Origin of the sequence: Janthinobacterium darwini (assembly GCF_051380905.1) — a bacterium.
Classification (GTDB): domain Bacteria; phylum Pseudomonadota; class Gammaproteobacteria; order Burkholderiales; family Burkholderiaceae_D; genus Janthinobacterium.
The window spans coordinates 166,846-179,777 of record NZ_JBNYXX010000005.1; the positions used below are offsets into that span (position 1 = coordinate 166,846).

Sequence of the window (12,932 nt, forward strand, 5' to 3'; positions counted from 1 at the left end):
TTACGCGGCTGCGCCGCTAATCCGACCTACGCACTTTGTTGTTTCGTGGCGTCGGATTAGCGCGGCAACGCCACGCGTAATCCGACAACATTGTTGGCCGCCACTCTAGTCAAACGCCCACGTGTACAACACGTCCAGTGCATTGTTCGTGCCCGTCTGGAATTGCAGGGTAATGCGGCGGTTCAGCTTGTAGCGCAGCTTGACCAGGCTCGTCGCCGTGCTCGTGCCTTGTTCGAACGTCAGGTAGGCGCGCGACGACAGGCGCTTGCCGACGGTGACGACCGTGCTTTCCAGCCCTTGCGCCTGCGACAGGCCCACTTCGTCGAGGCCCAGCGAATTGGCCAGCTTGCCCTGCAAGCCGCCGCCGGAGCCGCCGAAGAGGGCGCCTGCGGCCGTCGTCAGCAGGGCCATTTCATCGCCGGCCGCCGTTTCCGCGCCGTGGCCGAGGATCAGCCAGGCCAGCTTGTCGCTGTCCGACACGCTCGGCGTGGAGACCAGCTTGGCCGTCGGCGACTGCGCCGTGCCGCGTACTTCCACGCCCGCTTCCACATTCGTTTCCGACAGCGCTTCGCCCTCGGGCCGCTTGCGCACGGCCAGGATGTTCAGGGACGGGTTGTCGTAGGCGCCCGTGAAGGCGATCAAGCCCCGTTCGATCGACAACTTTTGCCCATAGGCCGCGTACTGGCCGTTGCTGACTTTGATGCTGCCCGTCACGCGCGGCGCGGCGCGGTTGATGACGCGGGCGCGTATATTGCCCGCCAGGTCGGCGTCGAGGCCCATGCCGCGCAAGTGGAAGGCATTGCCCAGGTCGAACTCGAGGTCGATATTCAGGGGCAGCGAAGGCGCTTCCTTGCTGCCCTTGACTTCCTTGCCCAGCACCACCACGTCGCTGCTTTGCGTGGGGGTATCTTGCGGCGCCAGTTCGATCAGCGCACGGTTGGCCTTGAACTTGCCCTCGAAGCTGAAGCGCTTGTCGTTGCGCACCAGGGTGCTGTTGCCCGACAGGATCAAGGTGCGGTCGGGACGCGACAGTGCCTGCAGGCGGTCGGCCATCAGTTTCAATTCCAGGCTCGCTTCGCCATTCGCAAAGCGCACCCAGCCATCAGCCTGCACCTTGCCATCGCCGCCGTCAAAGCTCAGGCGCTGCAATTGCAACTGATCGCCGGCCAGCTTGGCTTGCAGCACGCCATTGCGCAACTTCAAGCCCTGGTCGGCCCAGTTCACCAGCAGCTTGCTGCCATTGATGTCGCCATTCAATTGCGGCGCGCCGATGCTGCCGCTGCCGGCCAGCGCGATTTTCAGGGCGCCGCCCAGCTCCAGGCCTGGCTGGCCCGTCAGCGGCGCCAGCCAGGCCAGTGTATCGACGTTGGTGGTGGCCGTCAGCGAGAGGGCACTGTCGTTGCTGATGCGTCCACCCAGCATTTGCACGGTGGCATTGATATCGCTCTGGCCCGCGCGCGCGCCATCGAGTTTCACGGCCAGGCGCAGTTGCTGGTTCGCTACATCCACGCGGGCATCGAAGGTGCGCAAGCCCAGCGCCAGCGGCTGTTCCACGCCCACCGTCACGTCGCCTTTTTCGCGATAGATGTGCAGCATGCCGGCCAAAGACGGATCTTTCTGCTTGGCCGTCGGTACTTGCATGTCGAGCGACCATTGCGCGCCCAGGGTCAGGTCGCTGCGCGCATTGGCTTGCAGCGAAGGAATCACTTGCGCCAGATAGGTCAGCGCCACGCCGGCCGCCTGGCCGGAACTGGTCCAGCGGGGGCCGTTCTTGACCAGGCTTTGCATGGTGATGCTGCCTGCCGGTAATTTGATGACGGTGTTGCCCACGCTGATCTGTTCAGGCTGGCCCAGGCCCGCCACGCCGCTGCCGGCGGGACCGGCCACTTTCACGGGCACGGGCGCTTGCAGCACCAGCGCATAACGGCCCTTGTTTTGCAGGCTGTCGATCGTGCCTGTCCAGTTGGCACCGCTCTGGCTGCCCCGGATTTGCACGGTGGCATCGAAATCGTCATTGCGCGCCGTCAAACTGACCGTATGGCTGCCGCGCGTGCCCGTCGTGCCCAGGCGGGCGCTGGCCAGCTTGAAGGTGGGCGTGCTGTAGCCCGTGATGTCCAGGCTGCTGACCATGGGGTCGAGCGCGCCCTGGCCGGCGCCCACGCTGGCGCTGCCTTTGATGGCTTTCAATTGCTGGTCGCCAAAGAAGGTCAGGTCACGGCCATCGAGCGTCAGTTGCGCGGCCGGCGCATCCATCTTGCCGCTCACGGAACCGGCTGCCTGCAGCACGCCGGCAAAGCGGGGACCCAGGGTCGACAGTTGCGGCGCGTCGAGTTTCCACGCCAGCTTGTCCGTGGCGCCGCCCAGCGCGCCCTTGGCCTGCAGGCTGTTCGGCCCCAGGCGCAGTTCCGCATCCACGCTGTCGACGCGTTTCGCGTTGGCCGACAGCCTGGCATAGCCGGCCAGCGGCGCGTTTTGCAGCGTCGATTCGCGCAAACCGAGGTTCAGGGCCACTTGCCAGTCGCCGCTCAGGCGGCCGCTGCCGTTGAAATCCGCATTGACGTTGCCGTTGGGCAGTGATGCGCCAAACGCGGCCGGGTTGATCTTTTGCAAGGAACCCGTCATCTTCAATTCCGCTTCCTTCTTCGGTCCCGTCAAGCCCACGTCGCCGCTGGCGTGGATGGCGCTGTCTGGCGCGGGGCGCTTGCCGCTGGTGAGGCCCAGTCCTTTTGCATCGGCAACAAAGCTCGTGCGCGGTTGCTGCAGGGTGCCCTGCACCACGCCGCTGGCCAGCACGCTGCCCAGCAAGTCGCCCTGCAGGGCGGAAAGTTGCCGTGCATCGACGTTCCAGTTGAGCTTTTCGCCGGCGCCGCCAAAGTTGCCCTTGGCCGTGAGATTATTCTTGCCCAGTGCCAATTGCACGTCGATGCCGCTGAAATGAGCCGCATCGGCCGTCAGCTTGCCCTTGCCGGACAGGGGTTGGTCGAGCAGCTTGCTGGGGCGCACGGTGAAGTCCGCATTGGCCAGCCATTGTGGCGCCACGTGGCCGCTGGCGCGCACGTCGAGGTTCAGGTCGGCCACGGGGAAGGCGCCGAAGTCTGCGGGATTGAGGCGGCTGGTATTGGCCACGGCCTTGAATGGCTGTTCATCCTTCAGGCTGATCTGGCCCGTCGCGTTGACGCTGCTTTTGCCTGCTTGCAAGGTTGCCTTGCGTAGTTGCACCAGGGAATCTGCCAGGGTGGCTTCCACGTCCAGGCGCAACTTGGCTTCACCGAGCCTGGCGCGCAGGGTTTGCGTCTTGCCGTCGCTGTCGAGCACGATATCGCCGACGATCTTCGTGCTATTGATGCTGCTGTAAATATGCTGCAAGTCGATCTTGTCCGTGTGCAAGGTCAGCTGCGCAGTGCCGATGGGAGCATCGGCCGCATCGCGGTTGAGTTTGCCACTGCCCGTGAATTTGCCCGCGTTGCCGAAATCGATGATGGCCGACTCCAGGGTGGTGGCTGTCAGGGTGCCGCCCAGGCGCGCTTCGAACTGGCGCAGCGGCAGCTTTTGCTGGTCGATGGGGCCGGGCGGGGCGTGGTTGAGGATGGCCAGCTTGCCCGACACGGTTTGCGCATTGGGCCGCGTGTCGATGGCGGCATCGAGCTCCAGGCTCAGGTCCGCCTGCGGCAGGGTCGCGTCGAACTTGCCCGGATTGATGTTGCGGCCTTTGATGCTGGCCGAGCGCAGGATGATGACGGGGTCGAACGGTACCAGCGCCAACTGGGCGTCGGCCGTAGCAGCACCCGCGCTGCCCTTGGCTGTCACGTTCAGCACGTTCAAGTCGCCGCCCAGCTGCAGGGTCAGGGCGGCTGGTTTTTCACCGGCAGCGGCATTGAGCTGCGTCAAGCCCGCCTTGCCGCTGAGCTTGAACGGCTGCGTGGCGGCAATCGTCGCGCTGGCCGTGGCCTGGCCGAACGGCGTCAAGGCCGAGGCGTCTTCCAGCTGCCATTGGGTCTTGTCGCCCGACAAGGTGAAATGAATTTTTTCAAATACCGTGTTGCCGCCCGCGCTGATGAGGGTGACCTTGTCCAGGCGCGCGTCGGAAATGCCGATCTTGAACGGCGACGCCAGGCTGGCGGGCATGGTCGACGGTTCATCGGAGGGCGCCGTACTCTCCACGGACAGGCTGGCCACATGCAGTTCGCTGATGGCGATGCCTTCCGAAAAGAATTGGAAGGGTGACCAGTTGATATCGATATTGTCGGCCGTGATGTGCTGCGTCTTGCTGCGGTAGCTGACGTGGCCCAGGTGCATGCGATTGTAGAGCGAGCCGGACACGCCCGACACTTCGATTTCGCCGCCGCTGGCACTGGCCACTTTTTGCACCAGCATCTGCAAGGTCGATTCGCGGCCCAGGAACCAGAAGGCACCACCCAGCAGCACGGCCAGGCTGGCAACGGCGATCAGGAGGTAGCGCAGCGCCCGGCGCGGTTTTTTCGCCGGCGGTGGCGGCGCGGTGTCGTGGGACTCGGTAGTAATATCAGACATCAGAAAGTGAATCCCAGAGAGAAGTGCAAACGGTATTTTTGGACGGCATGGCCATATGCCACGTCGACATTGATGGGGCCGACGGGGCTCTTGTAGCGCCCGCCCAGGCCGTAGCCCGATTTCGGCGTCATGGCCGCTTTCACGGTATCGGCCGCGTTACCGGCGTCATAGAAGGCGGCAATCGCCCATTTCGGCTTGAACCAGTATTGGTATTCGGCGCTGCCGGTCAGCATGTAGCGTCCGCCGACGGTGGCGTCGCCTTCCTTGACGCCCAGTTCCTGGTAGCCATAGCCGCGCACCGACTGGTCGCCGCCCGCGCGGAACAGGTAGACGGCCGGCACGCCGCGCTTTTCCTTCGAACCCAGCGCGCCCATTTCGCCACGCACGATCAGCTCGCCTTTTTCGCCCAGCGGACGGTAATACACGGCCTTGCCGGCCACACGCACGAAGCGCTCGTCCGTCAGCACGGGCAGCAGGGCGCCGCCCACCTGGGCATTGATGACATAGCCCTTGGTGGGGAACAGCAGGCTGTCGAGGCTGCGCTTGGTGATGGCATAGGTCAGGGGCAAGCTCTTGCTGCGCGTCTGTTCCAGGCCCACGACGGTCTTGTCTTCGCTGAGGAACTCGAACGTCAGGCTGCGTTCGAGGTTGGTGCCGCCCCAGTTACGCTTGGCCGAGATGGTGGTGACGGCCGTGATTTCATTGGAAATGTCGCTGCGTTCGAACGAAGCGCCCGCGCTGTCGTTGTAGCCGCGTTCGGTCGTCGGAAAGTAAAAATTGGCGTGCGCCGCCTGTTTCTTCGTTTCCATGGTGAGGGCGCTCTTGAAGCGCGTGCCCCACACGTTCAGGTTGTCATAGTTGAGCTGGGCGCGATTGCCCGTATTCGTACTGAAACCAAGGCCGGCGCTGACGTTCTGCTGCTTGTTTTCCGTCACGCGCACCACCAGCGGCAGCTGCGGCGCGGGGCCGCGGTTGACGGGCCTGGCTTCGGGGACGGCGCCGGAGGCCTCGGCTTGCTGGCTTTCCTGGCCCGCCTCAATCTGCTCGCCCAGGATGCTGCTCATGTCGGCGCTCACCTCCACGCTGGCAAAGTAGCCCGTGTCCTGCAGGCGAGCCTGCAACGATTGCAACGCCGATTCGCTGTAATAGTCACCCGGGCGTATCTTGTCGAGGTTGCGGATGATGGCTTCCGGGTAGCGTTTCAGGCCTTCGATGCGCAGTTCGCCAAAGCGTAGTTCAGGGCCGCTGTCGAGCACCACCAGCAAGGATACCTTGTGCGTTTCCGGGTCGACCACGGCTTGCGTATCGACCAGTTGGGCGCGCGGATAACGCGTCTGCACCACTTCGCGCAGCAGCGCGCGCTTGGCCGATTCCCAGTCGGCCTGGCGAAACACGCTGCCTGCCTTCAGCGGCCAGCTGCGCTTGAGCGCTTCCGTATCATATGGTTCGGATGCGGCCAGCGGCGGCGTGGGATCGAAGCCGCGCAATTCCAGCTCGACCTTGTCAATGGTCACCGGTGCACCCGGCTCGACGTCGACGATGACGACAGGTTTGGCGCCCGTCGTATCGACGCGCACCGTGACGACGGGCGTATAGTAGCCAGCCGTGGCGACGAGGTTCCTGGCTTGCTCAGGCGTATCACGCACGAGGCGCTGCAATTGCACACGGTCCATGCGCGGGTTGCCGCGGAAGCGTTCCAGGTCCAGGTTTTTTTCCAGCAAGTCATCGAGGTCACCGGGCGCGTTGACCTTGACCTCGTACTGCAGCGGGGCGGGAGCCGCTTCCGTGCTGACGGGGCCGTCTGCAACGGCGTCTTGCGGACGCTCTTGCGTGCGCTCCTGTGTTCCGTCCTGCGCGCGGGCCTGGGCGATCGGGCATATCAAGATGACACTACCAGCGGCCGCCAGTGTCAGTTGACCCATTACTTTTGTCACTACTTGTGCCAAAATTCGTGGTCGTATCGCCTTGCCGGCAGCCGTATGCCGTATGGGTCGTGCAGAAAACATGGTGCTCCAGATGAGTAAATGCTGACTGCATGTTACCGGAATCGGTAAACTGATGGCGGACGAATAAGTATTTTTTGCGCAGGGAATCATGTTTCCCCGCGCACGATTGCAACAGAGTAAAACTGAAAAGAAAGAAATTATGCTAGCAACTGATTCCGCACTGGTGCTCTTTAGCGGTGGGCAAGATTCCACCACCTGCCTGGCCTGGGCCCTCAAGCACTATAGCCGCGTGGAAACCATCGGCTTTGACTATGGACAGCGCCATGCGATCGAGCTGACCGTGCGTCCGGGCGTGCTCGAGCAGATGCGCCAGCAATCGCCCGAGTGGGACAGCCGCCTGGGCCAGGATCACATGATAGACCTGTCCCTGATTTCCGCCATTTCCGATACGGCCATGACGCAGAACGTCGAGATCGTCATGCAGGAAAACGGCTTGCCGAACACCTTCGTTCCTGGGCGCAACTTGCTGTTCATGACGGTGGCCGCCACCGTGGCGTACCGCCGCGGCTTGACGGTCCTGGTAGGCGGCATGTGCGAGACGGATTTTTCCGGCTATCCGGATTGCCGCGACGACACGATGAAGGCCCTGCAAGTGGCGCTGAACCTGGGCATGAACACGCGTTTGAAACTGGAAACGCCGCTGATGTGGCTGGACAAGGCGCAAAGCTGGGACCTAGCGGAAGACCTGGGCGGCCAGCCGCTGGTCGACCTGATCCGCAGCGGCACCCACACCTGCTATCTGGGTGAGCGGGGCGAGCTGCACGACTGGGGCTATGGTTGCGGCACTTGCCCCGCCTGCGCCCTGCGCGCCAACGGCTACCAGCAGTACGCTGCGCGCAAAGCCCTGAAGTAAGCAAGTTGTAACTAAGTTGCGTCGTTTCTTCAAGCGGCGCGGCAGGGTTGACGGTCATGCTGTGGTTTTTGCCACAGGAGCGTCTTGCCATGAAATCTCTCTTCGCCGCGCTGTACGGCCCCGTCTTCTGGGCCGGCTTCATCGGCGCCGCCGCCTGCCTGGTGGCGGCTTGCCATTTTTCGCTCTGGGTCTTGCCGCCCTTGTTGCTGCTGGCCCTGCTCACTTCCTTGTTTGCCGAACGCTATCTGCCGTATGACGGCGCGTGGAACCGCGATCATGGCGACGGCTGGCGCGACAGCCTGCATGCGCTCGTCAACGAAGCGCTGTACCTGCTGGGCCTGGCGGCTTTCCCCTTGCTGGCTGGCCATCTGGCGCTGGGTCCACTCTGGCCCGGCCAGTTGCCATTCTGGCTGCAACTGCTGCTGGCCATCCTGATCGCCGATTGCGGCATTACCTTGGTGCATTACCTGAGCCACCGTTATTACTTTCTGTGGAAATTGCATGCAGTACACCACAGCGTGCAGCGCCTGTATGGTTTTAATGGCTGGATGAAACACCCGCTGCATTTGCTGCTGGAAGCGGCGGGCGGCATGCTGCCGCTGTTGCTGTTGGGCATACCGGAAGCTGTCATGGCCGTGCTGGCGTTTGCCGTGGCGGTGCAATTGTTGTTGCAGCACGCGAATGTCGACATGCGCATGGGGCCGCTGCGCCACGTGTTTGCCTGGGCGCCATTACACCGTTTCCACCACATGAAATACGGCACGGCGGGCGACGTGAATTTCGGCCTGTTCTTTACCTGCTGGGATCGCCTGCTGGGCACAGCCTTCGACGCGCCCGGCTACCGCATGCGGGGCGAGGACCTGGGCATCGGCAGCCGTCCCGACTATCCCGTGGCCTACCTGCGGCAATTGATCGAACCGTTCCGCGCGGAAGAGGGCGTGCGCGCACCCGAGCTGCCGGCCGGCTTGCGCCACGGGCCTCAATCGACAAGTTAATCAAGCAGCTTGACGTTGAGCTGGCGCAAGCTGCGGTCGGCGCGCACGCCGAACAGGGTGCGCATGGTGCGCGAAAAATGCGCTGCATCGGCAAAGCCGGCGCCGTGGGCTGCCTCCGTCAGGGTGCTGCCGAGCAAGATGAAACGGATGGCCAGGCGCAAGCGGCGCCACAGCACGAGACGCCGCACGGGCAAGCCCAGCTGGGCGCTGAACAGGCGTTCCAGCTGGCTCAGCGACAAATGCGCCGCCTCGGCCACGGCCGCCGCGCTGACCTTGCCGGACAACAAGACATCGACCTGGTCCAGCGCGCGCTGAACGCGTGCGTCGGCCAGGATTTCGCGCGGCTGTGCCTGCAGCGCGGCTGCCAGGCTGTCCAGGCTGGGCGCGCCTGCGCTGCCGGCGGCCGCCAGCAAGGCCGCGCCGCCCAGGCGCTGCGGTTCCGCATAGATGGTCAGCACGGGTGACGGTGCAGCAACGATGGCGTGCGGGTGCAGGCTCTCGACCAGTAAGTGCTGCGCCGTATGGACGATGCCGTCGAGCTCGGCCGTGAAGGGCGCCCCGGTGCTCAGCATCAGCTGGTGCGCGTAATGGGCGTGGCTATCCGTGGCGCCCGCTGCGCCATGCAAGATGGCAAAGTCCGGCGCCAGCCATAATGTTCCCTGCCAGCTATCGTGCTGCAAACGCGGCTCCTTGGTGATGATTGCGGGGCGATCATACCAGCCGCTGGGGATGGTTTTCACGGCATCGAATTTTCCTGGAGTACGCATCATTGCATTGACGAAATATGTGATCTTTTTAATACAATATTCAGTATTGCAAGGGCGCCCGCTGTAACGTACTATCATTCTCATCGACTACCGATGGTAATCGTGCAGCCCGCTGCCAGCCATGCTGCTGAGCGTGTAGCGGTTTGAGGTCCGTTCTGCTTGTCCGCCTGTCATGCCTACACGCGCGCCTACGTCGTGGTTTGCTCGCTCAGTGTCGCACTGGGTGGGGCCGCGCGTGCTGGCTGCGCTGGTACTGGCACTGTGCCTGGGACTGACGTACGGCGCCTGGCGCAATGCCCGCGACGCCAGCGAACAGCAGGTACTGGCCGATTTTGACTTCCGCGTGCGCGAACTGGTGGGCAACATCGTTGTCCGCATGCAGACCTATATCCAGGTGCTGCACGGGGTGCAGGGACTGTATGCCAGTTCGCAGGACGTCGCGCGCCGCGAATTCCAGGCCTATCTGGCGGTGCAGCAGGTGGACCGCCACTTTCCCGGCATTCACGGCATCGGCTACCTGCCCCTGTTGCCGGTTGCCGGGCTGGCGCGGCACGAAGCCGGCGTGCGCGCGGAAGGCTATCCCGGCTATGCCGTGCGTCCGCCCGGCCAGCGCGCCTGGTACGCGCCCATTACCTATCTGGAACCTTCAAGCGAGAGCAACCTGCTGGCCATCGGCTACGACATCGGGTCCGAAGCCGTGCGCCGCGCCGCGCTCGAGCAGGCACGCGACACGGGCCAGGCCGCCATGACGGGCAAGATCCACCTGGTGCAGGATGGCGGCAGCACGCAGGCGCATGGCTTCCTGGTCGTGTTGCCCGTCTATGACAATGGCTTGCCGCATGCCAGCCTGGCGCAGCGGCGTGCCGCCTTGCGCGCCTGGGTGTTTGCGCCGTTCCGCATGGGCGACCTGATGGCGGGCGTGGGTGGCGAGGGGGCGCGCCAGCTGGACCTGGAAATCTATGATGGCGCGCAACTGACCGAGGCGGCCCTGATGTATGACAGCTTGCCGGGCGCGCAGTCGTCTGCCGCGTCGGACAGCCTGGTGTCGCAGCAGGCGATCAGCATCGCCGGCCATGCCTGGACCTTGCGCATGCGCGCCATGCCGGGCTTCGATGGCGAGCTGCTTGCGCGGCCCCGCCTGGTGGCCTGGGCCGGCTTGCTGGCCAGCGTCGTGCTGGCGCTGGCGGCCTGGCTGCTGGCGGCGGGCCGTGCCCGCGCCCAGGCGGCGCTGGCGCGCTCGAGCGAGCTGACTGGCCAGCTGGAGCAGGGGCAGGCGAGCGTGCTGGCGATGGCCGAGGCAGCGCAGCGTAGCCAGGCCATGCTGCGCAGCATCCTCGATTCGACCATCGACGGCATCCTGGTCGATAACGTCGATGGTCGCATCTTCACCTCGAACCGGCGCTTTCGCGACCTGTGGCAAGTGCCCGATGCACTCGACTGGCAGGCCGATGGCGCGGCGCTGGTGCGCCATGTGGAATGCCAGCTGGAGCAGGCGGCGCCTTTCCTGGGAGCACGCGCCCACGCGCCGCATGGCCACCGCGAGCGGCGCGACGTGCTGCATCTGCGCGATGGCCGGGTGGTCGAGCAGTACGTGCGCAGCATGCAGCTGGGCAATGAACAGGCGCGCTTGTGGACCTTCCGCGATATCAGCGAGCGCAGCCAGATGGAGCGGCGCGAGCACACGCGGCGGCAGGTGCTGGAAATGCTGGCCACGGGCGCACCGCTGGAACGGGTGCTGGAAAGCGTGGTGCTGAGCGTGCAAGCCGACCATCCTGCCATGCTGTGCAGCATCTTGCTGCTCGATGAAAGTCGCCACCGCCTGGTGCTGGGCGCGGCGCCGAGCTTGCCCGCGTTTTTCAACCTGGCCAGCCATGGCCATGACCTCGACACCCTGCAGGGCGTGCATGGCATCGCGGTGCAGGCCTTGCGCGACGGCCAGCGCGTGATCGTGGGCGACCTGCATGCCGCTGCCGATGCGCAAGAGACGATGGAACTTGCGTGGCGAGCCCAACTGCAATCGTGCTGGGCCGAGCCCGTACGGGGCGGCTCGGGCAAGCTGCTGGGCGTGATGATGGCGTATCACCGCCAGCCCACGCTACCGGGCGCGGCACATCTGGCGCGGCTCAGCGAGGCCGCGCATCTGGCCGGCATGGCCATCGAACAGGCGCAGGTGGCGCTGGCCCTGCGCGCCGGCGAAGCGCGTTTCCGCAGCCTGTACGACCATGCACCCGTGGCCCTGTGGGAACAGGACTGGTCGGCCGTGCGCGCTGCGCTCGATGCGCTCGAGCAAGCGGGCGTGCGCGACCTGGGTGCCTACTTCCACGCCAATCCGGACGCGCTGCAGCGGCTGGCGGGGCTGGTGCGCATTATCGATGCGAATGGCGCCGCGCTGGCGCAGGTGCGCGCCAACGAGGATGACCAGCGGCGCGGCGCACTGGGCCTGGCGCAGAATTTCGATGATAGTGCCTTGCCCTGTTTTGGCGATGCGCTGCTGGCGCTGGCTGGCGGCGCCCACCTGTACGAGTGCGAGAGCAGTTTTGTGCGTCTCGATGGTGCGGCGCGGCAAAATGAATTGAGCTTGCTGGTGATGCCCGGCCATGCGGACAGCCTGGACTTTGTCATGGTGTCTACACTCGATATCACCGAGCGCAAGCGCATGAACGCGGAATTGCTGCAACTGGCCACCACCGATTTCCTGACTGGATTGCCGAACCGACGCCACTTCATGGCGGCGTTGGAAAACGAGCATGCACGGCTGCAGCGCGAACTGGCCAGGTGCGCCAGCGTGCTGATGCTTGACATCGATCATTTCAAGCGTGTCAACGACGAGTATGGCCATGCGGTGGGCGATGCCGTGCTGCGCCACTTGGGCGCGCTGATGTGCCAGGCGCTGCGCAAGGTCGATGTGCCGGGCCGCGTGGGCGGCGAAGAATTCGCCATCTTGCTGCCGGGCACGGACCTGGCGGCGGCAGCCGTGTTTGCCGAACGGCTGCGCCGGCGGGTGGCGGAAAGTTCGCTGACCACCGATGGCGGCATCCTGATCACCATTACGGTGAGCATCGGCATGGCCGCCATGGCCGGCACCGATGCCGATTGCGACGCCGTGCTGGCGCGCGCCGACGAGGCGCTGTACCGGGCCAAGCGGGGCGGGCGCAACCGCATCGAACAGAATGATGGCGGCAGCGACGGCGTGCTCAGCAAGTTCATGGCGCAGTGATTACAGGCTGTGCTGACGCGCTTGCGCTTGCTTGTGCTTGCGGCTGAGGATCAGCCAGATGATGGCGACGGGTATCAGCAGCGGCAGCAGCACGGGCGTGCTCAGCGCCAGTACCAGCACCACGCACAAGGCCACCACGGCGATCAGCACCACGCCCACGCCAGCCAGGACGACCCCTGTCACGACGGCGGCACACACCAGCGCAATGGCGGCGATCAGCAAGCCGCCACCGGCAAACACCAGGCCGAACAGCCATTCCAGAGGACCGTCGACATCGTCGCCGTTGAACTGCATGTGCATGTCGCTGCCGCTTATCTTGTCGAGGAACAGGCAGGCGAGCATGACGATGAGGACGAAGGTGAGCAATTTTTTCATGGTAAGCCTCAGTGGGTGGGTGATGGGGTGTTGCATGGTCACACTGTAGGGGGGCGCCGGGCTGGCCGCCAGCAGTGTGCGACAGGCGGTTGTTTTCACGGTATGGGAGGTCTGTACGGGCAGAAAACGCTGATCTGGAACAAGATTTCTTTTCTTGTAAAACGCGCAAGCCGTCCTATACTGAACACC

General features: G+C 64.5%; 7 protein-coding genes. 3 read left to right on the forward strand and 4 right to left on the reverse strand.

What is annotated here, in order from left to right; all coding sequences use genetic code 11:
• Positions 1-105 precede the first annotated feature (105 nt).
• Both ACQ4WZ_RS24020 and ACQ4WZ_RS24025 read right to left on the reverse strand, forming a co-directional pair.
• On the reverse strand, positions 106-4,530 hold the full coding sequence (locus ACQ4WZ_RS24020) for a translocation/assembly module TamB domain-containing protein (protein WP_133988756.1): 4,425 nt from the start codon (positions 4,528-4,530) through the stop codon (positions 106-108).
• On the reverse strand, positions 4,530-6,452 hold the full coding sequence (locus ACQ4WZ_RS24025) for an autotransporter assembly complex protein TamA (protein WP_133988755.1): 1,923 nt from the start codon (positions 6,450-6,452) through the stop codon (positions 4,530-4,532). Before ACQ4WZ_RS24025 ends, ACQ4WZ_RS24020 begins: the two co-directional genes overlap by 1 nt.
• 223 nt (positions 6,453-6,675) lie before the next feature.
• On the opposite strand from ACQ4WZ_RS24025, the gene queC reads away from it, so the two are divergent.
• Positions 6,676-7,389 (forward strand): 7-cyano-7-deazaguanine synthase QueC, encoded by a 714-nt coding sequence (gene queC / locus ACQ4WZ_RS24030; RefSeq protein WP_101483693.1) that lies wholly within the window; start codon positions 6,676-6,678, stop codon positions 7,387-7,389.
• 89 nt (positions 7,390-7,478) lie between these two features.
• Positions 7,479-8,384: a sterol desaturase family protein gene (locus ACQ4WZ_RS24035; protein ID WP_436574675.1), complete on the forward strand. Its 906-nt coding sequence runs from the start codon at positions 7,479-7,481 to the stop codon at positions 8,382-8,384.
• On the opposite strand, the gene ACQ4WZ_RS24040 is transcribed toward ACQ4WZ_RS24035, so the two are convergent.
• Complete coding sequence (locus ACQ4WZ_RS24040; protein WP_436574676.1) at positions 8,381-9,154, reverse strand: AraC family transcriptional regulator; 774 nt, start codon at positions 9,152-9,154, stop codon at positions 8,381-8,383. The two genes, ACQ4WZ_RS24035 and ACQ4WZ_RS24040, sit on opposite strands and share 4 nt — an antisense overlap.
• A gap of 169 nt (positions 9,155-9,323) precedes the next feature.
• Between ACQ4WZ_RS24040 and ACQ4WZ_RS24045 the strand changes: the two genes are divergently transcribed.
• Positions 9,324-12,368 (forward strand): sensor domain-containing diguanylate cyclase, encoded by a 3,045-nt coding sequence (locus ACQ4WZ_RS24045; RefSeq protein WP_436574677.1) that lies wholly within the window; start codon positions 9,324-9,326, stop codon positions 12,366-12,368.
• Here the strand turns inward: ACQ4WZ_RS24045 and ACQ4WZ_RS24050 are convergent, their stop codons facing one another.
• Positions 12,369-12,743: a hypothetical protein gene (locus ACQ4WZ_RS24050; RefSeq protein WP_436574678.1), complete on the reverse strand. Its 375-nt coding sequence runs from the start codon at positions 12,741-12,743 to the stop codon at positions 12,369-12,371.
• Positions 12,744-12,932 lie beyond the last annotated feature (189 nt).